Annotated in this window: 19 protein-coding genes; 6 read left to right on the top strand and 13 right to left on the bottom strand. The window is 51.3% G+C overall.

The annotated features are described in order from the left end of the window. Positions 1-71: 71 nt before the first annotated feature. Complete coding sequence (gene glgA, locus ACTS9Y_RS14570; RefSeq protein WP_442586632.1) at positions 72-1,523, bottom strand: glycogen synthase GlgA; 1,452 nt, start codon at positions 1,521-1,523, stop codon at positions 72-74. Between the two features lie 94 nt (positions 1,524-1,617). Between glgA and crcB the strand changes: the two genes are divergently transcribed. Continuing rightward, positions 1,618-1,989, top strand: coding sequence for a fluoride efflux transporter CrcB (crcB, locus tag ACTS9Y_RS14565; RefSeq protein WP_442586631.1), 372 nt, complete (start codon positions 1,618-1,620; stop codon positions 1,987-1,989). Between the two features lie 114 nt (positions 1,990-2,103). Here crcB and ACTS9Y_RS14560 read toward each other — a convergent pair whose 3' ends face one another. Further along, the gene (locus ACTS9Y_RS14560; protein ID WP_442586630.1) at positions 2,104-4,899 is read right to left on the bottom strand and encodes an Rne/Rng family ribonuclease; all 2,796 of its coding nucleotides are present in this window, start codon (positions 4,897-4,899) and stop codon (positions 2,104-2,106) included. Positions 4,900-5,505: 606 nt separating this feature from the next. On the opposite strand from ACTS9Y_RS14560, the gene ACTS9Y_RS14555 reads away from it, so the two are divergent. The 5 genes from ACTS9Y_RS14555 (at position 5,506) to ACTS9Y_RS14535 (ending at position 9,310) form a co-directional block, all read left to right on the top strand. Next, entirely contained in the window at positions 5,506-6,624 is a 1,119-nt protein-coding gene (locus ACTS9Y_RS14555) for a pseudouridine synthase (protein WP_442586629.1), read from the top strand. A gap of 51 nt (positions 6,625-6,675) precedes the next feature. Then, complete coding sequence (locus tag ACTS9Y_RS14550; protein WP_442586628.1) at positions 6,676-7,329, top strand: HAD family hydrolase; 654 nt, start codon at positions 6,676-6,678, stop codon at positions 7,327-7,329. Then, on the top strand, positions 7,326-7,676 hold the full coding sequence (locus ACTS9Y_RS14545) for a Rieske (2Fe-2S) protein (RefSeq protein WP_442586627.1): 351 nt from the start codon (positions 7,326-7,328) through the stop codon (positions 7,674-7,676). The genes ACTS9Y_RS14550 and ACTS9Y_RS14545 overlap by 4 nt, the downstream gene beginning before the upstream one ends. A gap of 107 nt (positions 7,677-7,783) precedes the next feature. Beyond that, positions 7,784-8,764, top strand: a complete 981-nt coding sequence (locus tag ACTS9Y_RS14540) for a S49 family peptidase (protein ID WP_442586626.1) — start codon at positions 7,784-7,786, stop codon at positions 8,762-8,764. Positions 8,765-8,851: 87 nt separating this feature from the next. After that, complete coding sequence (locus tag ACTS9Y_RS14535; RefSeq protein ID WP_442586625.1) at positions 8,852-9,310, top strand: GNAT family N-acetyltransferase; 459 nt, start codon at positions 8,852-8,854, stop codon at positions 9,308-9,310. A 79-nt stretch (positions 9,311-9,389) separates the two neighbouring features. On the opposite strand, the gene der is transcribed toward ACTS9Y_RS14535, so the two are convergent. The 11 genes from der to ndk all read right to left on the bottom strand — a co-directional run bounded on the left by der (position 9,390) and on the right by ndk (position 20,578). Continuing rightward, complete coding sequence (gene der / locus ACTS9Y_RS14530) at positions 9,390-10,823, bottom strand: ribosome biogenesis GTPase Der (protein ID WP_442586624.1); 1,434 nt, start codon at positions 10,821-10,823, stop codon at positions 9,390-9,392. Beyond that, positions 10,823-12,043 carry an outer membrane protein assembly factor BamB gene (gene bamB / locus ACTS9Y_RS14525; RefSeq protein WP_442586623.1) on the bottom strand — a complete coding sequence of 407 codons (1,221 nt, stop codon included), beginning with the start codon at positions 12,041-12,043 and terminating at the stop codon, positions 10,823-10,825. Before bamB ends, der begins: the two co-directional genes overlap by 1 nt. A 4-nt stretch (positions 12,044-12,047) precedes the next feature. After that, positions 12,048-12,686 carry a YfgM family protein gene (locus tag ACTS9Y_RS14520; RefSeq protein ID WP_442586622.1) on the bottom strand — a complete coding sequence of 213 codons (639 nt, stop codon included), beginning with the start codon at positions 12,684-12,686 and terminating at the stop codon, positions 12,048-12,050. Positions 12,687-12,718: 32 nt separating this feature from the next. Beyond that, positions 12,719-13,528 carry an ATP-binding cassette domain-containing protein gene (locus tag ACTS9Y_RS14515; RefSeq protein ID WP_442586621.1) on the bottom strand — a complete coding sequence of 270 codons (810 nt, stop codon included), beginning with the start codon at positions 13,526-13,528 and terminating at the stop codon, positions 12,719-12,721. Between the two features lie 10 nt (positions 13,529-13,538). Further along, positions 13,539-14,363 (bottom strand): ABC transporter ATP-binding protein, encoded by an 825-nt coding sequence (locus tag ACTS9Y_RS14510; protein ID WP_442586620.1) that lies wholly within the window; start codon positions 14,361-14,363, stop codon positions 13,539-13,541. A gap of 106 nt (positions 14,364-14,469) precedes the next feature. Beyond that, positions 14,470-15,729, bottom strand: coding sequence for a histidine--tRNA ligase (gene hisS, locus ACTS9Y_RS14505; RefSeq protein ID WP_442586619.1), 1,260 nt, complete (start codon positions 15,727-15,729; stop codon positions 14,470-14,472). Between the two features lie 22 nt (positions 15,730-15,751). After that, the gene (gene ispG / locus ACTS9Y_RS14500) at positions 15,752-17,038 is read right to left on the bottom strand and encodes a flavodoxin-dependent (E)-4-hydroxy-3-methylbut-2-enyl-diphosphate synthase (RefSeq protein WP_442586618.1); all 1,287 of its coding nucleotides are present in this window, start codon (positions 17,036-17,038) and stop codon (positions 15,752-15,754) included. Positions 17,039-17,040: 2 nt separating this feature from the next. Next, positions 17,041-18,249: a RodZ domain-containing protein gene (locus ACTS9Y_RS14495; protein WP_442586617.1), complete on the bottom strand. Its 1,209-nt coding sequence runs from the start codon at positions 18,247-18,249 to the stop codon at positions 17,041-17,043. Next, positions 18,250-19,044 (bottom strand): type IV pilus biogenesis/stability protein PilW, encoded by a 795-nt coding sequence (pilW, locus tag ACTS9Y_RS14490; protein WP_442586616.1) that lies wholly within the window; start codon positions 19,042-19,044, stop codon positions 18,250-18,252. A 3-nt stretch (positions 19,045-19,047) separates the two neighbouring features. Beyond that, positions 19,048-20,181, bottom strand: coding sequence for a 23S rRNA (adenine(2503)-C(2))-methyltransferase RlmN (gene rlmN, locus ACTS9Y_RS14485; protein ID WP_442586964.1), 1,134 nt, complete (start codon positions 20,179-20,181; stop codon positions 19,048-19,050). Then, positions 20,174-20,578, bottom strand: coding sequence for a nucleoside-diphosphate kinase (gene ndk / locus ACTS9Y_RS14480; RefSeq protein ID WP_442586615.1), 405 nt, complete (start codon positions 20,576-20,578; stop codon positions 20,174-20,176). The genes rlmN and ndk overlap by 8 nt, the downstream gene beginning before the upstream one ends. Between the last annotated feature and the right edge of the window lie 149 nt (positions 20,579-20,727).

The raw sequence follows: 20,727 nt of genomic DNA, 5'->3' as shown, positions 1-20,727 counted from the left end.
TTGATTAGTAATTAGCATCTTCTGTGCCAACTTTCCTTTTTCCTCCACCGAATAATCATTTTCAGTCGTAATCAGCTTGCAAGCAGCCTGTCATATAGCTTTTGATAGCGTTTGGCACGCGTTTCCCAGCTCACATCCTCCCGCATTGCCTGTTTTTGCAGTTGTAACCACTGACCAGAATTGGCAAATAGTTTAATCGCTTCGCGCAAGGTGACCAAAAGTGTCCAGGGGTTATGGTAGGGCATTACAAATCCTGTCATTTTTGCAGGCACGTTCCCTTCAGCAGTCAACTCGCCACCGTGTACAGAATCTGCCAGCCCACCCGTGTTGGCAACCACAGGAATCGTTCCGTAACGCAGCCCATACATCTGGTTCAGGCCGCAAGGCTCAAAACGCGAAGGCATGACAAAAATATCGGTGCCGGCCATGATGCGGTGCGAGAGGGGCTCGTTGTAGCCTATAGTGACGGATACTTGCACGGGATAAAGTTGCATCAAGGTTAGGTATTGCTGCTCCAGTGCGGGTTCGCCACTGCCCAGCACCGCTAATTGACAGCCGCTTTCAAGTAGTTGATGGGCAATGGTGGCCAGCATATCAAGGCCTTTCTGATGCGTCAGTCGGCTGACGACCCCCAGCAAAGGCGCCTCGGCATTCAGTGCCAGGCCCAATTCAGTTTGTAGTGCGTGTTTGACTTCCTTTTTACAGCGCAATTTCTTGACGCTATAGTGCACGGGTAAATAGGCATCAGTCGCCGGGTCCCACACATGGGTGTCTATGCCATTCAAAATGCCGGTCAGATCGGCTGAACGGTGCTGCAACAAGCCTTGAAAGCCAAAGCCAAACTGTTCGGTCTGGATCTCTTGGGCATAAGTCGGGCTGACGGTAGAGAGCGCATCGGCGTAGTAAAGCCCAGCTTTCATAAACGAGACATGGCCAAAGAACTCATAGCCTTCGGGTTTGAAGTCCTGATCATCCAAAGTCAGGCGATGACGCCAGTCGGCATGGAAATTACCCTGGAAGGCCAAATTATGAATACTGAAGACGGATTTGGTTTGACTGCCCATCTGGCGCAGGTAGTACGGCGTCAGGCCGGTTTGCCAGTCATTACAGTGGACCACATCCGGCTGCCAGGTCTGTAAATCGTTGGGCATGGCCAGCATGGCTGCCACTTTGGAGAGCACGCCAAAACGCAAGGCATTATCCTGCCACTCGCCGTATTGCGGGTGATGATAAGGCCCACCCTCACGGTCATATAGTTCCGGGTAATCGATCAACAGCAGCGGGATCTGCGTGCCTGGCAGTGTGGTCTGATAAATGTCGCAGCTGATATCATGAAAGACCTGCAGTGCTCCCAGCAAACGCGGTGATTCACAGGTAGCCAGAATGCCGCGGTAAGCAGGTAGCACGATTTGAATGTCTAGCCCGGTGGCGAATAATGCAGTGGGCAATGCACCACTGACGTCTGCCAAGCCTCCTGTTTTGATGATGGGAAAAATCTCTGAAGTAGCAAATAATAAACGCAAGGGAATCTCTTTAAATCAACAGAATGTGGTGGAAAGGCAGTGGCACTAGCAAGTTATGATACATTGCCTGAAACGGTTTTAGAAGGACATTAAAATGAAATCTTGGCTAGCAGTGGCGGTCGGCGCAAGTGTGGGCGCATGGATCAGGTGGGGTTTATCGGTGGGGTTGAATAGTATAGGCGTGATTCCATTGGGGACTTTCCTGGCAAATGCGGTGGGCGGTTTGCTTATGGGTGTGGCATTAGGCATCTTGCAAACGGTGCCGAATTTATCCCCGGAATGGCGATTACTGATGACCACCGGTTTTTTAGGCGGGTTAACCACCTTCTCCACCTTTTCGGCAGAAGCCTTTGCACTCTTGCAAAAACAACATTACGGCTGGGCCATGATATACATCAGCAGCCATGTCATCGTATCGATTGTACTGACTATCATTGGCTATTGGTGTGTGCTGCGCTGGCAGTGAGCCGCACGCTGCTCTAATAAGCCATATAAAAAAAGAGAGCCATTACTGGCTCTCTTTTTTATGGGCGCTGGCTTCAGTGTTAGCTTGAAACCAGTGGTTACCGGCGGACGCTAGTTATTTCTTTTGCGTTTCAACCATCACCATTGCGTTAGCTTCACCAGCGGCTGCTTCATCTTTTTTCCATTTGGCAGCTGAGCGTGGCTTTTTGGCTTTGCTCGGGGCATCTGCTGCTGGCGCTTCTGCAGGCTTAGTGTCACCAGACTTGGTTTCAACCAGTTGTATGCCTGGATCCGCCGCAGAGCTATTGCCAGTGGCTTTGGCTGCTGCCGGTTTGCGTTTACGTGCTGCCGGTTTCTTTTCCGCAGTGTCTGCTTTTTCAGCAGTTGCTTCTTTGCTGGCTGGTTTAGCAGCAGCCGCTGTTTCAACCAGTTCAATCGAAGGTGCAGCTGAGGCAGAAGTTTCTTCTGCTGCTTTACCACGTGGCTTGTTAGCAGTTTTGCCACCGCGTGAACGATTGCGTGCAGGTTTTTCTGCAGTGCTGTCGTCAGTTGGCGCTTTTTCTGTGGCTTTCGCTGCTGGCGCTGCTTTGCTTGACTCTACAATATCAGCAGCGTCTTTCGCTACAGGCTGCGTTTCAGTTGGTGCGCTAGGCTTGGTTTCAATCCTGGCTTCAGGCTTTGATTCCACCTTGGCTTGAACCGCTGGCGCAGTCGGCTGGCTAGTGACTTCAGCATTGGCTGGCGTCTGTGGCGCTGCTTGCGACTCGTTCACTTGTACCTGTGCCTGGGCATTGTTGTTCAAGCCTTCAGCGTTCTCATTGCTACCTGATTCATCACGAGGGCGGCGGTCACGACGGCCATGACGGTTGCGGCGGTTGCCGCGCTCACCACGTTCTTTGTTCTCGCCTGGTTGCGCAGTTAATGCGGCCTGGTTAGTCTCGGTTTTAGCGACTTCCTGAGCAGGCTGGCGTGGCTGCCTGTCTTGTCTATCCTGTCGGTCTTGTCTCTCTTTACCGGCAGGTTTTTCCTGTTGCTGTCTGTCCTGTCTAGGTTTGTTCGCTGCATCTTGATCTTTAGCAGGGCGCTCGCCACGTTCCTGCTGTGGGCGCTCGCGTTGACGGTCACGGTCACGACGATTACGGTTTTTGTTACGGTCACGGCCATGCTCTTTGTTTTCACGCGCTGGCTTGGCAGTTTCTTCAGCCACTTCTTTTTCTTCTAATCCTAACCAGGATTTGATCACGCCGAAGAAAGACTTTTTAGGGTCAGCTGCAACAACCACTGGCTTCTCTTCCACGATAGGTGCAGAAGTCGCCGGGGTAATGCCTTTTACCAATGCTTCAATCTTGCCTGGTCCAGCCGCTTGCTCCAAACGGTGCTGATAATCTGACTCAGTCGGCAGATCGACCATCTTGTAGCTGGCCTGGCTGGTTTCTTCATTCACATCATCATTGCGGATACGCACGATGTTGTAGTTAGGCGTTTCCATATGGATGTTAGGGATGAGGATGACTTCAACACCTGTGCGTTCTTCGATCTTGTGAATATCGGCACGTTTTTCATTGAGCAGGAAAGTCGCCGCTTCAACAGGTAATTGCACCTGGATGATCGCGCTGTTGTCTTTCATCGCTTCTTCTTGCGTGATACGCAGAATATGCAGTGCGGTCGATTCGATACCGCGGATATGGCCGGTGCCGTTACAGCGTGGGCAGGTCATATGGTTGGTTTCACCCAGGCTAGGGCGCAGGCGCTGACGTGACAGCTCCAGCAAGCCAAAGCGGGAGATCTTGCCCATTTGCACGCGGGCGCGGTCGTGATGCAATGCATCGCGCAGCGCATTTTCAACTTCACGCTGGTTTCGCTGGTTTTCCATATCGATAAAATCGATCACGACTAAACCGCCCAGGTCACGCAGGCGCATCTGGCGCGCCACTTCTTCAGCGGCTTCCAGGTTGGTATTAAATGCAGTTTGTTCAATATCCGCACCCTTGATCGAGCGGCCGGAGTTGACGTCGATAGACACCAATGCTTCGGTGTGGTCAATCACGATCGCACCGCCGGAAGGCAGGCGCACTTCACGCGAGAATGCAGATTCAATCTGATGCTCGATCTGGAAGCGCGAGAACAGGGGGATTTCATCCTGGTACAATTTGACGCGTGTCACATTGCCCGGCATGACGTGGTTCATAAACTGCAAGGCTTGTTCATGCACATCTGCCGTATCGATCAATATCTCGCCGATATCGGCACTGAAATAATCACGGATGGCACGAATGACCAGGCTGCTTTCCTGGTAGATCAGGTAAGCACCAGGCTGGAAATTGGAAGCATCTTCAATTGCTTGCCATAATTGGGTCAGGTAGTTCAGGTCCCATTGCAGCTCTTCAGCAGTACGGCCAATGCCGGCGGTACGCGCAATGATGCTCATGCCATTAGGCACTTCCAGTTGCGCCATGGTGTCACGCAGTTCATTGCGGTCTTCACCTTCAATACGGCGGGAAACACCACCGCCACGTGGATTGTTAGGCATCAGCACCAGGTAACGGCCAGCCAGCGAGATAAACGTGGTCAAGGCTGCGCCTTTGCTGCCGCGTTCGTCTTTGTCCACTTGGACAATGACTTCCTGACCTTCTTTGATCACATCCTGGATGCGGGCGCGACCTTCAGGTTTGTCCTGAAAGTAGCTGCGGGAGATTTCCTTGAAAGGCAAAAAGCCGTGTCTGTCAGTACCGTAGTCGACAAACGCGGCTTCAAGTGAGGGTTCGATACGGGTGATGACCCCTTTGTAGATATTGCTTTTACGCTGTTCTTTACCAGCGTGTTCAATATCCAGATCTATCAGTTTTTGTCCATCGACAATGGCAACGCGTAATTCTTCTGATTGCGTTGCGTTAAACAACATTCTTTTCATGCAGTGCTCCTTGGCGAAGCTGCAGAATACAAATGAGTACAGGGCGAGCCAGGGTTGTGTATCAACCGCCAGAATTTAACGTGAGGCCAGATTTAACTTGAGGCCAGTGCAATGGCAATTGCAAAGCTTGTGAAGCAGTGCAGGCATCAATATGCACAATCTTTAAGTATGTCAATGAACCACAAGGGCAATCATATTGATACTCAATATATCTGACAGAGTCTAGCTCGATAAAGGCCTGGCAGGTGTGTCATTGTTATCCACCTGTATGATCCAACGCTATGTATCTACTAAAATAAAACCCTATACAGAGTCTAAATTCGTTAAAATTCGGGTTTGGCAAACGCCGGGCTCATATCGTTAATTATTCTGCTTGAGCTTTCGCGTTTCGTATTTCTATTAATTATCGCTACTTGATGGCGAGCGGTATTCACCAAAATTTTTTTGATTCTGAATTGACACACAAGGCCAGTAAAATGGCCGTTGTCGCTAAGGTTATTTCGATGTCAGCAATGTGAAAAATTGTTGACGATACCGGAAAAAACGCAGACCCAGAATGCCGACAGTATATCTATAAGTCCTGATAAAGCAAAGCAAGACCTGCATATGACCCCCAATTCACCACAATCACCAATACTGGCCCCGTCTGGCGACGTTGAAAAGCCCGTACACCAGGATAAACCAGCCAGTGACAGAGTGACCTTGCTGCTGGTGGATGAGGCCTCTGAAACCCAGCGCGTGGATAATTACCTGGCCAAAGTGCTGAAGGGTGTGCCCAAGAGCCACGTCTACCGTATTTTGCGCAGTGGCGAAGTCCGGGTGAATAAAAAGCGTGTCACGGCCGAATACCGTTTGCAACTCGGTGACGAGGTGAGGGTGCCGCCTATCCGCATGGCAGAAGCCGCGCCTAAATCTGGATTGCCCGCAGTCAGGCCAAAACTCGCCGAGATGGTCATCTATGAAGATGATGCCATGCTGGCACTCAATAAACCTGCTGGCATGGCCGTGCATGGCGGCAGTGGTATCAGCCTGGGGGTGATTGAGCAGCTGCGGCTGGAGCGCCCGCAGGCCAAATTTTTAGAATTGGTCCACCGGCTGGATAGAGAAACCTCTGGCGTGCTGATGATTGCCAAAAAACGTTCTGCCCTGACCGCCTTGCATGAAGCGATGCGTCAGCACAAAATGGATAAACGCTATGTCATGATGGTGCAGGGCCAGTGGCTGGAAACGAAAAAGAAAGTCATTCTGGATTTGCAGAAGTATGTGACTGAGAGTGGCGAACGCCGTGTACACGTAGTCGATCAGCCTTTGCTCAACAATCAGCCAGGTGGCAGGAAATCACTCAAATCCGCAGGCGTGATTGCGCAACAGCAGGCGTCTAAAGGCCGGTTTGAAGTCGAAACGCAAGTGTCTGAAACCTGGTTTTATTTGCAGGAAGCACTTGGGCAATACAGCCTGCTACAGGCCAAGCTGATCACCGGGCGTACGCATCAATTACGCGTGCAGTTAGCACATTTGGGCTTTCCTATCCTGGGTGATGATAAATATGGCGACTTCACGCTCAACAAGCAATTGAGCAAGCAGCGGTTAAAACGCATGTACCTGCACTCCAGTGAAACGCGGATTGCGCATCCGTTAACCGGCGAGCCTTTGCACCTGGTGGCGCCATTGCCGGCAGAACTGGACACTTTTTTGCAACACCAGCGTCAACTTAATATTAAATAATATAAGTACTCAACAATAAGAGAATCGAATGAAATGACAAAAGGCGCGCCCGTGAAGCAGTTTGATTTGGTTGTTTGGGATTGGGACGGCACTATTGCCGATTCCACTGGCATGATCACGCAGGCACTGATTAAAGCCGCCGATGAGGCTGGCTTGCCTGTGCTCACTGAAGCGCGGGCACGGAGTATTATCGGCTTAGGCTTGCGTGAATCGATTGAAGTGCTTTATGGCAATATCCCCAATGCGCAGGCACAAGCACTGATCACCAATTACAACCGTAACTACTACGCGGCAGAAGAAACTATTTTGCTGTTTTCCGGCATTGTGGAAACGATTGCCAGCATAGACAGAAAAGGCTGCAAACAAGCGGTGGCAACAGGCAAAGGCCGCCGTGGACTGAATAATGCCTTGCAGCTTTCCGGCCTGGCTAAATATTTCAATGCCACCAAAACCGTCGATGAATGCTTTTCAAAGCCGCATCCGCAGATGCTGGATGAGTTGATGGATGAATTGGTAGTTATGCCGGAACGCACCTTGATGATAGGTGACTCGCAATATGATATGCAAATGGGCAAAAATGCCGGTGTGCACACAGCCGCAGTGACTTATGGCTCACAAACTGCCACGCATTTACAGCAGTATTCACCGGATCATATGTTTGATGACGTGGCAACATTGAGTGCCTGGTTACTGGCATCTACATGAGTGAAGCCGTGTTGACATTTAATAGCGCAGAGTTGCTGGAAAAAGGCGACGGGCTGCGTTTTGCCATGCCGGCCTTAGGGCCGCATGCCAGCGGATTTGTCGTCCGTTACCAGGGCAAAGCCTATGCTTATGTCAACCGTTGCGCCCATGTGCCGGTGGAACTGGACTGGGAGCACGGAAAATTTTTCAATATGACGCAAGAATGGTTGATTTGCGCGACCCATGGCGCCATGTATTCTCCACAGAGCGGGCGCTGTATCGTTGGGCCATGCCAGGGTAAATCACTATCGCCTATCCCCGTCAGTGAACAAGACGGTATTGTCACAGTGCATCTGGATCAGTTCTAACAGCTTTTATTTTTAGAGCAATATGACTAAATAGTGGCAAAATGATTAAAATCATTGAAAGTCACTCAATATTAAAGTGACCAAAATTTATTAATGAAAGTTGAGTTATGCAAGAAGAAAACCAGCAGTCGCCAGAATTAAAAAATAGCCAGTCTTCGCACGACTCGGCGATTCACAGCCTGGAAAAAATAGCATTAGCCGGCTTGCAGGAGCAGAAAGTTTCACGGCGCTGGTCGGTATTGTTCAAATCCTTAACTTTTCTCTACCTGTTTTTCCTGCTGCTGATGCTGCTGGGCTGGGTAGGGGCCAACAAAAGCTCATCATTGGCACATACAGCATTGATCGATCTCAATGGCGTGATTGAAGCTGGCGGCCAGGTGAATGCCGATGCCGTCATCAGCAGCCTGAAAGACGCTTACGACCACAAGGGCACCAAAGGCATTATCTTGCGTATTAACAGCCCAGGCGGCAGCCCGGTGCAAGCGGGTATCATCAATGATGAGATACACCGCCAGCGCAAACTGCACCCGGAGGTGCCAGTGTATGCCGTGGTAGAAGATATTTGTGCTTCGGGTGGTTATTACATTGCGGTGGCTGCGGACAAGATTTTTGTGGATAAAGCCAGTATCGTCGGCTCGATAGGCGTGCTGATGGATGGTTACGGTTTTACCGAGTTAATGAAGAAAGTCGGCGTAGAGCGCCGCCTGATGACTGCCGGTGATAACAAAGGCATGCTTGATCCATTCTCCCCTGAGAATCCAAAACAAAAAGCGTTTGCGCAAAACATGCTGGACCAGATTCATCAGCAATTTATCAAGGTCGTGCGTGAAGGCCGTGGTAACCGCCTGAAAGAAACCCAGGAAACTTTCAGCGGCCTGTTCTGGAATGGGGAAGAAAGTATCAAACTTGGCCTGGCCGATGCAGAAGGCAGTGCGGATTATGTTGCGCGTGAAGTCATCAAACAGGCTGAGATTGTGGATTTTACCTATCAGGAAACAGTGGTTGACCGTTTTGCCAAGAAACTGGGCGCGAGTATGGGCCAGGAACTGGGCCTGAACGCCAAAAACCTGGTGCCTATGTTGCGATAGTTCTGAGCATACTTTTACTTTTTGAAAAGGGACTTCAGGTCCCTTTTTTTATTGCGCTATTCACACTTTTTATTGGAATGTCATGGAATGAAGCACAAGTCAGCAGCCACAATACGCAGGATTGAAGCCAATGATTACGCCGGTTGGAATCAATTGTATGCCGCGTACGCAGCGTTCTACGCCGTTGCGCAAACGCAAACCATGCGCGATCAGGTCTGGCAGTGGATACACCAATCCGCGCCATTGGTTTACGCACTGGTGGCGGTGGATGAAAAGGGGCATTTAGTCGGGATTTTGCACTACCGGACATTTGTGCGCCCGCTGGCCGCCAGCATGGGTGCTTACGTGGATGATATATTTGTCATGCCTGAAGCAAGAGGGCAGGGCATAGCCGCGCAATTGATTAAAGCCGTTGTGGCAATCGGGCAACGCAGCGAGTGGTCAGTGATACGCTGGATGACAGCAGAAGATAATCAGCGTGCCAGAGCTTGTTATGACAGGATTGCAGAACACACGCACTGGCAGACTTATCAGATACCGCTTTGAAATAAATCTTTTGAAATCAGGCGATTGAATCAAGTTCTTACTCAGTTATACCCAAGTAAAAACTTGATTTAAATAAGTACTATTTTTTTGTTTTATTTTTTTCGTTGCGTTGCTTCAACTTTGCACGCAACTCGTTTTTACGGCGACGCATGGTCACCAGACCTTCACCTGGTTTGCGTTCGTCTTCTTTATCAAACGGGTTATCACCCTTGTGATATTGCACGCGTAATGGTGTGCCGACCAGTTGGAAAGCTTTGCGGAAGATACCTTCGAGATAACGAGTGTAGCTATCTTTGATGCCATCAATATGGTTGCCGTGCACGACCACAATCGGCGGGTTGCTGCCGCCCTGGTGTGCGTAGCGTAATTTCGGCCGTATGCCACGCGTGATTGGTGGCTGATGTTGTGTGGTGGCTTCACCAAGCACGCGGGTCAGTTGCGGCGTTGCCAGTTTGGCCATGGCCGCCTTGAACGCGACATCGACTGAACTTAGCAACTCATTCAGGCCTTTTTTACGCAAGGCAGAAATATAGTGGAATTTGGCAAAGTCGAGGAATTGCAATTTACGATCGATCTCGCGCTTGATCCATTCGCGCTCGTCATCTTGCAGGCCATCCCATTTATTGATAGCGACTACCAGTGCACGACCTGAGTCCAGGATATATGCCGCGACGTGCGCATCCTGCTCGGTGATGCCTTCCTTGGCATCCACCACCAGGATGGCGACGTTGGCATCTTCAATCGCCTGCATGGTTTTAACGACGGAGAATTTCTCTACCGCTTCAAACACTTTGCCGCGTTTGCGTACGCCAGCAGTATCAATAATGATGTAATTCTTGCCGTCTTTTTCGAGTTCAATTTCAATTGAATCGCGCGTGGTGCCTGGCTCATCAAATGCGATGACGCGGTCTTCACCCAGCAGGGCATTCACCAAGGTAGATTTACCTACGTTTGGACGACCAACAATGGCGATTCTAGGGGTATCCGGGTTGATTGGTGCAGACTCTTCTTCGATCTTATCGGCGATGGTTTCAAGCGCAATTTCGATCAGGTCACGCACGCCTTCGCCATGCGCTGACGAAATTGATAGTGGTTCACCAATACCAAGTTCGTGAAAGTCTGCACTGACCACGGCTTTACGCATGCCTTCGGTTTTATTGACGGCCAGCAGCACAGGGCGTTGTGCTACACGCAAAGTCTGCGCAATGGTGAATTCCTGTGGTGTGAGACCTGCTCGTGCATCGACCAGGAAAATGATCACATCGGCTTCATCAATGGCCAGCAAGGTCTGCTTGGCCATTTCTTTCAGGATGCCGCTATCCGCGGTGGGCTCAAAGCCGCCGGTGTCAATCACCAGGTACGGCTGGCTTGCGCCCATGCCGCGGCCATAGTGGCGATCGCGTGTCAGGCCAGGCAGGTCTGCAACCAGCGCATCCCGCGACCTTGTCAGGCGGTTAAATAAGGTGGATTTGCCGACGTTTGGTCGGCCAACTAGAACAATGGTAGGTAACATTACTTATATGTGACGGCATAAATGTGCCCATCACGTGATTGTGCTAGAAACTGGTTATTAGTCCCTGCAACCAGTGACATGATTGGTTTGGAGCCAAGTTGAATGCGGCCTACGAAGCTGCCATCATCCTGACTGAGGAGGTGTATATAGCCTTCAAGATCACCTACGGCGACGACACTACTTAATGGTAATGGCACAGTCAGGTGACGGTAGCCCAGGTTGCCCTGGCGCCAGAAGGTTTTGCCATTGGTGTTGTCCAGTGAGTAGACAGAACCTATGGTATGACTTAAGTAAATCTTGTTGTTATCAACGGTCAGGCCCACATAGCTGGAAATATCACGGCTCCAGGCAACCTGGCCGCGCTGGCGGTCAACGCCCGCGACTTTACCCTGATAAGCGACCACATAGACGAAAGCGCCATCGACAAACGGCAGGCTGGTGATGTCTGCAATGCGTTCGATCTCGGTGACGCCTTTAGGCTGGGCCACAGTGGCTTCCCACAGCAGTTTGCCGTTGTCGGCACGGATAGCAACTAGCTTGCCGCCCGGAAAGCCTGCATAGACGGCACCGCCATCAACGACAATACCGGCCTGATTTTTAAGTGAGAGGGAAGGGGTTGCGCGCTCATACACCCATTTGCGGCGGCCATCAGCAGCGTCAATGCCGTAAATGTGATGGTCACTGGTGCGTACAATCACAGTGCCGTCAAAATAACGGGGCTGCCCCTGGACTTCGCTACTGAGGATGGCGCTCCATAACTTTTTGCCATTCACATTCAGTGCATATAAATGACCTTTACTGGTGCCTGCCAATACCAGCCCGCCACCTAAACCTACGCTACTGCTGATAGGTTCATTCAGTTCGGTTTGCCAGATGGTTTTGCCGTTTTCAGCAGATAACTGCGTGACTGTGCCTTCAGCATTGACGGCATAAATCAGGTTGTCAGACAGCACTGGCGCATAAGTAAAACGGCCCGGCTCACCCACGTCAGCAGACCAGGCGATGCGCGTTTCGTAAGAGCTCTTGATATCTTCAAGTTCGACTGGTGGATTGGCCGGTTCGGCGCCAAAAATGCTTTCGCTCAGATTGGTTTTGACATCATTGAACGCGGTGCAGGCGGAGAGGCTGCTGCCAAGTAACAAAATGGCAGCCAGCGTCAGGCTGTTTAGCAAATGCGGTTTTTTCATGCGCAAAATAGGTGAGCTCGGCAAACGTTGCATGTTGTTAACCCAATGCATCCAGTTTTTGCTGGGTCAGGTAAAACAGTTTTCCTTCCGGGTCCAGGCCTTTAAGTGCCTGAATATAAGCTTGTTTTGCTTCTTTTTCCTGTTTTTTCGCTATGTAGATATCACCCAGCATGCTGTTTTTCAGGCCATCAAAACCGCTGTCGTTAATCGCTTCCAGTGTTTTCTTGGCATCATCCAATGCATTGCGCTCGATCTGCAGACCGGCAATCTCAATGGCTGCCATCTGTTTGATCGCTGGCTCTTTGGCTTCGGCAACTGCCCAATGCAATTGTTTCTCAGCCGCTTCGCCTTGTTTGGCCTGATGCAGTGCACGCGCAGCAAACAGGGCCGCTCTGCCAGCATAAGGCGTCATGCTGAACTCTTTTTCGATCACTTCGGCATCTTTGCTGATCTGCTCGGCTTTTTTATTGTCTACGTCCTGCAATGAATTGCTGACCAGCGTTTGATAAGCAGTAGAAGCCGCTGTCGCTTTGCTGTCCATCCACGATTGGTAACCCTGCCATGCAGCATAGGCAACGATAGCGGCTATTACCAGGCGGATCGCCATTTTGCCGTTCTTGTTCCACCAGACTCTGAATTCGTCCAGCTGTTCCTGTTCTTCCAAATCGTACGCCATGATATTTTCCTGCTTATTTTTTGTATGAGTGATTATGCGGTTGCTGTGCGCAAGCCATGTCCGGGAATTGCGCTAAGTAATTGTTGTGTATAAATTTGCTGGGGTGCATTATAAATGTTTTCTACGCTTCCTTGCTCAATTACTTTGCCTTTTTGCATCACCAGCACTTCATCGGCGATATGCCTGACCACCCTTAAATCGTGGGTGATAAACAGATAACTGAGCCCCATTTCCTGCTGCAACTGCTTTAACAGCAATAGAATTTGCGCTTGCACAGACACATCCAGCGCCGAGACCGGCTCATCGCACACCACAAGTTTCGGCTCTAAAATCAGGGCGCGTGCGATGCCTATGCGCTGACGCTGGCCACCGGAAAACTGGTGCGGGTATTTTTGCGCATCTTCAGCAACTAAACCGACTTTTTCCAGCATCTGGCTGACGCGGTCTTTTTGCTGCCTGGCATTGCCTATATCGTGTATCACCAGGCCTTCGCCTATGATGTCGCCTACACGCATTCTCGGGTTGAGCGAGGCAAACGGGTCTTGGAAGATCATCTGGATATCGCGGCGTGCACTGCGCAAGGCAGATTTATCCAATGCCAGGAAATTGACGCCATCAAACTCAACTTCACCGCTATCCAGCGGCAATAAACGTAAAATGCCACGCGCCAATGTTGATTTTCCACTGCCGGATTCGCCGACGATCGCCAAGGTCGTGCCACGCTTGAGTTGCAGGCTGACATCATCCAGTGCGCGGATAGTGTGATTGCCCAAGCCCAGTGCGCCGGTGCGCTGGGTATAAAATTTTGTCAGGTGATGGGCTTGCAGGATCAAATCAGACATCTGTGCTCCCTCAGGCCGGGGTTAACCAGTCATAGGTCATGGGCTGTAGTATCTTTTTACCTTCTGCATCTGGCACACAGGCTAATAACGCTTTGGTGTAGGGATGTTGCGGTTGGTTTAATACCTGGCTGACGCTGCCCACTTCGACAATCTCGCCCCTGAACATGACTATTACCTCATCGGCGATATCTGCCACTACACCAAAATCATGCGTGATAAACAGCATCGCCATCTGCATACGGTCTTTCAGTTCTTTGAGCAAGCGTAATACTTGTGCTTGTACGGTCACATCCAGGGCGGTGGTGGGCTCGTCAGCAATTAAGAGCGCCGGTTCACAGGCGATGCTCATGGCGATCATCACGCGCTGGCGCTGGCCACCGGAGAGTTCATCCGGATAGCTATTGGCGCGGGCAGGGTCTATGCCGACCTGCTCTAATAATGCCGCGACCTTCTGTTTGAGCGCAGCGCCTTTAAGGCTCTGGTGCGTTTGCAGTGGCTCGCCGATCTGAAAGCCCACTGTGAGTACCGGGTTCAGTGAAGTCATTGGCTCCTGGAAGATCATGCCCACTTGCCGGCCACGCAGGCGCTGCATGGCTTTTTCATCCAGCGAGGTGATGTCCTGGCCCTGAAACAATATCTGGCCTTGCATACGCAGTTGCGAAGAGAGTAATTTCATCACACTAAGCGCGGTCAGGCTTTTGCCACTGCCGGATTCACCGACGATACAGGTGGTTTTTGCGCGTGACAATGACAGTGATACGTCACGCACCAGTTTGCGTTCAGGCGCGTGCGCCGGAAAAATGCTTAACTGGTCTATGCGTAAAATTTCACTCATTTAATAAGGTGTATTCCGGTGAAAAACCGTGAAGATGCGAGCCATTTCAAAGCCGCTAAAGTTGTGAAAAAAATGCGTTTTTTGCAACTTCCGGCCTCCTGGCTAATTATCCTGCTTGCACAATGCTGAGTACTTGTGCCAACGATACACGGGCTTGTTCGCCCTGGCCCAGCATAGGTTTCAAGCTGACTTCATCAGCTGCCGCCTCATCGTCGCCAAAAATAGCCGCGTAGCGGGCGCCGCTACGATCAGCTTTTTTCATTTGCGATTTAAAGCTGCCGCCACCTGCGTGCAAAATGACGCTTAGCCCCATATTACGCAGGGTTTCCGCCACGGTAAAGGCTTTTTGTTCTGCCAGTTCGCCTACGTTCACCAGGTAGATGTCCGGCTGGTTTTGCGCGTTGACGCCATATTCCTGCATCAACAGGAATACACGTTCCAGGCCAATCCCAAAGCCGCAGGCAGGCGTAGCATTGCCACCAATGCGCTCTACCAGAGTGTCATAGCGGCCGCCGCCTGCGATGGTGCCTTGGGCGCCCAGCTTGGTGGTGACCCATTCAAATACAGTGCGGTTGTAATAATCCAGTCCGCGTACCAGGCGATGGTTGATGGTGTAAGCAATGCCGGATTGCGTGAGCAGGGCGCACAACTGGGCAAAATGTTGTTTAGATGTTTCGCCCAGGCCATCCATCAGCTTGGGGGCGGCTTCGCACATGGCTTGCATGCGCGGGTTTTTGCTATCCAGGATACGCAGTGGATTGTTGTGCAGACGGCGTTTGGCATCATCATCCAGCAAGTCGGCATGTTGCTCAAAATAAGCAATCAGCGTTTCGCGGTATTGCGCACGTTCATCAGCATCACCGATGCTATTAATCTGTAATTCTACGTCCTGAATGCCTAAGGCTTGCCACAAGCGTGCCAGTAGCACGATTTGTTCAGCGTCTACATCGGGGCCCTCAAAACCAAACGCTTCCACCCCTATCTGGTGAAACTGGCGCTGGCGGCCTTTCTGCACGTTCTCGTGACGGAACATGGGGCCCATATACCAAAGACGTTGCGGGCCGTTATAGGTCAGGTTGTGTTCAATCACTGCGCGTACGCAGCCAGCGGTGCCTTCGGGGCGCAAGGTGAGTTTGTCGCCATTGAGGGCGTCTTCCCATGCATACATTTCTTTTTCGACGATGTCGGTATGTTCGCCCACACTACGCACAAATAACTCGGTCGGTTCTACCACGGGCATACGGATATTGTTGTAGCCATACTGGCTCAGGATTCTGCGTGCGGTGTCTTCCAGCTTGAACCAGAGCGGGGTGGCTTCCGGCAAAATATCGTAGAAGCCTTTGATGGATTGGAATTTTTTGGTCATTGCTAACAGCCGTTTGCTTGAATTATTGTGGGATGGCGAGGATAGGGATGATGCTGGGTTTGAGGACGCGCAATTTTCCGCCTTCGGCATAATGGGTGCGTACATATTCATCCACAATCAGCTGGAAATCCTCTGCAATATGGTCGCCTTTCAGCGTCACGGTTTTTTCGCCATCGACAAACACCGGTGCGACCGGGGTTTCGCCGGTGCCGGGTAAACTGATGCCGATATTGGCCAGTTTGGATTCGCCGGGACCATTGACCACGCAGCCCATGACAGCGACATTCAAGGTTTCTACGCCAGGATATTGGCCGCGCCAGATCGGCATCTGGTGACGTAACCAGCTCTGGATTTGCATCGCCAGCTCCTGGAAATAAGTGCTGGTGGTGCGACCACAACCCGGGCAGGCGGTGACTAAGGGTGTAAATGAACGTATGCCCATAGTCTGCAGGATTTCCTGCGCGACGATGACTTCTTTGGTGCGGGATTCGTTGGGTTCTGGTGTCAGCGAGACACGTATGGTGTCGCCTATGCCGGACTGCAATAGAATCGCCAGCGCGGCGGTTGAGGCGACGATGCCCTTGGAGCCCATGCCAGCTTCAGTCAGGCCCAAATGCAATGGGTAATCGCAGCGCTGGCCGAGGTCGCTATACACCTGGATCAGGTCTTGTACATTGCTGACCTTGCAGGAAATAATGATCTGGTCGGGGCTCAGGCCCAGGTCTATGGCTTGCTGTGCGCTTTCCAGCGCTGATTGAATCAGGGCTTCGCGCATCAGAGCATCCGCAGAAAGCGGTTCTGCCAGCTTGCCGTTGTCATCCATCATCTGTGCCATTTTTGCCTGGTCCAGACTGCCCCAGTTCACGCCGATACGCACGGCTTTTTTGTAGTGGATGGCGGCTTCGATCATGGCGCCAAATTGCTCGTCGCGTTTGCTGCCTTTACCCACATTGCCGGGGTTGATACGGTATTTGGCCAGGGCTTCTGCACAATCCGGGTAAGCTTGCAGTAGTTTATGGCCGTTAAAGTGGAAATCACCCACCAACGGCACGCTGCAACCTAATGCATCCAGGCCTTTGCGGATAGTGGCAACCTGCGCGGCAGCTTCGGCGGAGTTCACCGTGATACGCACCACTTCAGAACCGGCTTGCCATAATTCATAGACCTGGCGTATGGTCGCTTCAGCATCTGCGGTGTCGGTATTGGTCATGCTTTGCACGACGACTGGCGAAGCAGTGGTGCCATAGAGCCCGCCGCCGACTGCGACGTGGCCTACCATGACCTGGCGGGTATTTCGGCGTTGAATCATGTTTATTTTAACTGGATGCGCGCCACGCGACCACGCGTGGCCTGGGTCAGGTCATAGGGTTGATTATCTATCGTCAGTTGCGTGCCCTGGGCATGCCCCACAATCACATTGACCGGTTTTTCTGCCACGACATTGTGCTCAGAACCTGCTGTCAACACTTCACTGAGGATCTTTTTGCCTTGCATATCTTCGATACGCACCCAGGAATCATCGGTGACTTTAAACACCAGAATGGCTTTTTGTGCGTCTGCAGATTTTAGGGTGGTGCTTTCCACAACATTATTGGCAGCCGGTGTCGGGGTGCTGACGATGGTGCTGTCCGGGACTGCCGATGAAACGCTGGCAGGCTCTGTGGCTGCGGTAGTTTGCGCTTCAGGCGTCAGGCCGGCCGCTGGTTCAGTGGGGGCTGGTAATGGCGCCGTGCCCGTACTTTCAGGTGTGACAACAGCATCTGCTGCCACTGCCGGAGAGCTTAAGGCGTCAGCTGCCGGTGCCGGGACATTGATCTCCTGGCCGGTGGTTTCGCTGATCTCATCCACATCCAGCGCCAGCGAGGCGTTTTTGAGTGCCTGCGGTTTGATATGGTTGATGTAAAAATACGCCAGGATTGCAGCCAGGATCAGGAATATAAAAAAAGTCAGGATGCGTTGCGGACGAATCACGCGCGCAGGTTTGTCAATAATGGATCGACTGGCGTTAGACCGCACGCTCAGTGGCAAGGGTGCCGTGCTCGGCACCATGCGCTGATAGGCTTCCAGTACTGGAGTGACATCAATATTCAGCAATCTGGCATAGTTGCGGATAAACCCGCGCACGATGCTGGGTTGTGGCAATTGATCAAAATCATCCTGTTCAATCGCCTGAATCTGCTTCACGCCCAGGCGCAACTGGCTGCAAACCTCATGGATACTCAGCCCCAGTGATTCACGCGCAGCTTTTAATACGTTACCGCAACCTGAGCCTGCGATCACTGGTGTGACAGTTTCCTCGATCGGAGGAGGCGCATGTTCTGGTGTGGAGGATTGCATAGTCATGTCGTCTGTCGGTTCCGGAGTAGGGGGGGCAAAGGGTTGTGCTTCAACGCCGGCATTGTCTACCTGATCAGACACATTCTGTGTATCGATTTTACGTTTGCGCCCACGTTTAGGCTTATCTGCCGCCTCTGTCGCTAGCGGATTGACGTTGATCTTGTCTTCTGACGTCACTTGCATTTACTCCATTTTCAACAATTGTTTGGTTTCGTTGGAATTTGGAAACAGTTTATGCAACTGCACACTGTAATGATGCGCCTCATCCGGCATTTGTAACGCACGGTAAATGCGGACGGCTAAAAACAATGATTCAGGCGTTGGGGCGACACTGACGCTGGTTTGCAGTGTGTTCAATGCGGCACTCGCATCCCCGCGTGAAAACTGCAAATTGGCTAGCTGGTAAGCACTCGCGTGCGCAAGTGGGTCGACCTGCAATGCCTTGCCGAAATAGATTTCGGCCTGCGGTTTTTGCTGGCTGCGCAAGGCGCAGACGCCGGCATTGTAATAAGCAAATTGTGGTGTTTTATAGAGCGGGTTTTTAACCGCCAGCATGAATTCTTTTTGTGAATCTTCATAACGGCCCTGGTCGCATAAAAAGCGGCCATAGTTATTATGGGATTCCGAGTTCACCGGCTGCAATTGAATCGCACGCTGAAAAGCCGCTTCTGCACGCGATTTATCGCCCAATGCCGCATACACTAAACCGAGGCCGTTATACGCAAGCGCATAACTGGGGCTGCGTTCAGTGGCAGTGTTGAATTCTTCAAGCGCGACATCGTAACGTTTGAGTCTGAAATATTCTGCGCCGAGTTCGGTATGCACGCGGGCGGATTCCACATCGCCGCTTTCGCGGCCTATGGGTTGCTGGTCATAAGGCAGGTTGTTTGTGTTTTCGGACGGATTTTGCGCACAACCGGCCAGCCACAGGCTAGCCAGGGAGGTCACTAGGAGTTGCGCAAAAAAGTATTTTTTCATGACTTATTGGCCAGTTTGAATCGCACCAGGTTGAATGGCAATGGTTCTTTCTGTTCGACGGGTTTTGTCCAGCACCTTGCCCGCCAGCTGGCCGCAAGCGGCATCAATGTCCTCACCACGGGTTTTGCGGACGGTTACGACATAGCCAGCTTGCATTAACATATCACGAAAAGCACGCACCTGCATGGGCTTGGAAGTACCGTAACCGCTGTTAGGAAAAGGGTTGAACGGGATCAGGTTGAATTTGCAAGGCACATTACGCACCACATCCAGCAACTGTCTGGCATGCTCAATGCTGTCGTTCACGCCATCCAGCATCACATATTCAAACGTCACAAAATCACGCGGCGCCTTGACCAGGTAGCGCTCACAGGCTGCCATCAGGTCTTTGATCGGGTATTTTTTGTTAATAGGGACGATCTCATCACGCAAAGCGTCATTCGGTGCGTGCAATGAGACGGCGAGCGCGACCGGGCAATCCTCTTTTAATCTGTCCATCGCTGGGACCATGCCGCTGGTCGATAAGGTTACGCGGCGGCGGCTTAAGCCATAGGCGCTGTCATCCAGCATGATCTGCATGGCGGTGACGACATTATCGTAATTGGCCAGCGGTTCGCCCATGCCCATCATGACCACGTTGGAAATGATACGGTCACTGGCAGATAACAGGTTGTAGCCTTCAGCCTGGCGCAATGAGTGGTTGGCGACCCATAATTGGCCGATGATTTCAGACACGCTCAGGTTGCGGTTAAAACCCTGGCGCCCGGTGCTGCAGAACGTGCATTCGAGTGCGCAGCCGACCTGGCTGGAAATGCACAAGGTGCCACGGTCGTCTTCGGGGATAAACACGGTTTCTACGCTGTTGGCCGTACCGTCTTTAAGGTTGTTGGTGCCAATCAGCCATTTACGTGTGCCATCGTCGGAAATTTGCTCCAACTGCACATCAGGTAATTTGAATTCGGCTTCCTGGCGTAATTTTTCACGCAGGACTTTGGCGATGTCTGTCATCTGATCGAGGTCTAACACCCCGAAGTGATGCATCCAGCGCATCAGTTGCTTGGCGCGGAAAGGCTTCTCGCCGATACTGCTAAAGTAATCGGCGAGTTGCGGCTGGTTAAGATTGAGTAAATTAACCAAAGAAGTATTTAATTTCGATTGCTGCATTTTCCAGTGAGTCAGAACCGTGAACAGCGTTCGCATCAATGCTTTCTGCAAAGTCAGCACGGATAGTGCCAGGTGCTGCATCTTTAGGGTTAGTTGCACCCATCAGGTCACGGTGTTTCAACACTGCATTTTCACCCTCAAGCGCCTGGATGATCACAGGACCGGAGATCATGAATTTGACCAGGTCGTTGAAGAAAGGACGCTCTTTGTGCACAGCATAAAAGCCTTCGGCTTCAGCTTGTGTCAGTTGCGTGAATTTAGCAGCCACGATTTTCAAACCGGCGTTTTCAAAACGGGTGTAGATCTGACCAATCACGTTTTTTGCAACAGCGTCTGGTTTGATAATGCTAAGTGTGCGCTCTAAAGCCATGGAAACTCCAATGTGTAGTTAATTAACAAGAAAAATCAAACGACTATTCTACTATTTTTAACGTGATAGATAAACCTTGATTGCGGATTGTTTGTGTATTCATTGCGGACGCCTTGCTTGCTTATCGCCGGCATGTTTACTTTTAACAG

This window comes from Methylophilus sp., assembly GCF_052173275.1.
In the GTDB taxonomy this organism is placed as follows: Bacteria; Pseudomonadota; Gammaproteobacteria; order Burkholderiales; family Methylophilaceae; genus Methylophilus.
The sequence above is the reverse complement of the archived record's forward strand: the minus strand, read 5'-3'. Positions and strand labels throughout refer to the sequence as shown.

Coding starts and splice junctions, on each gene's coding strand:
- bamB (WP_442586623.1), bottom strand. CDS start 12,043: ATGCAACGTTTGCCGAGCTCACCTATTTTGCGCATGAAAAAACCGCAT.
- ACTS9Y_RS14515 (WP_442586621.1), bottom strand. CDS start 13,528: ATGTCTGATTTGATCCTGCAAGCCCATCACCTGACAAAATTTTATACC.
- der (WP_442586624.1), bottom strand. CDS start 10,823: ATGTTACCTACCATTGTTCTAGTTGGCCGACCAAACGTCGGCAAATCC.
- ACTS9Y_RS14545 (WP_442586627.1), top strand. CDS start 7,326: ATGAGTGAAGCCGTGTTGACATTTAATAGCGCAGAGTTGCTGGAAAAA.
- ACTS9Y_RS14555 (WP_442586629.1), top strand. CDS start 5,506: ATGACCCCCAATTCACCACAATCACCAATACTGGCCCCGTCTGGCGAC.
- ACTS9Y_RS14540 (WP_442586626.1), top strand. CDS start 7,784: ATGCAAGAAGAAAACCAGCAGTCGCCAGAATTAAAAAATAGCCAGTCT.
- ispG (WP_442586618.1), bottom strand. CDS start 17,038: ATGATTCAACGCCGAAATACCCGCCAGGTCATGGTAGGCCACGTCGCA.
- ACTS9Y_RS14535 (WP_442586625.1), top strand. CDS start 8,852: ATGAAGCACAAGTCAGCAGCCACAATACGCAGGATTGAAGCCAATGAT.
- ACTS9Y_RS14510 (WP_442586620.1), bottom strand. CDS start 14,363: ATGAGTGAAATTTTACGCATAGACCAGTTAAGCATTTTTCCGGCGCAC.
- ACTS9Y_RS14520 (WP_442586622.1), bottom strand. CDS start 12,686: ATGGCGTACGATTTGGAAGAACAGGAACAGCTGGACGAATTCAGAGTC.
- pilW (WP_442586616.1), bottom strand. CDS start 19,044: ATGAAAAAATACTTTTTTGCGCAACTCCTAGTGACCTCCCTGGCTAGC.
- ACTS9Y_RS14495 (WP_442586617.1), bottom strand. CDS start 18,249: ATGCAAGTGACGTCAGAAGACAAGATCAACGTCAATCCGCTAGCGACA.
- crcB (WP_442586631.1), top strand. CDS start 1,618: ATGAAATCTTGGCTAGCAGTGGCGGTCGGCGCAAGTGTGGGCGCATGG.
- ndk (WP_442586615.1), bottom strand. CDS start 20,578: ATGGCTTTAGAGCGCACACTTAGCATTATCAAACCAGACGCTGTTGCA.
- ACTS9Y_RS14560 (WP_442586630.1), bottom strand. CDS start 4,899: ATGAAAAGAATGTTGTTTAACGCAACGCAATCAGAAGAATTACGCGTT.
- hisS (WP_442586619.1), bottom strand. CDS start 15,729: ATGACCAAAAAATTCCAATCCATCAAAGGCTTCTACGATATTTTGCCG.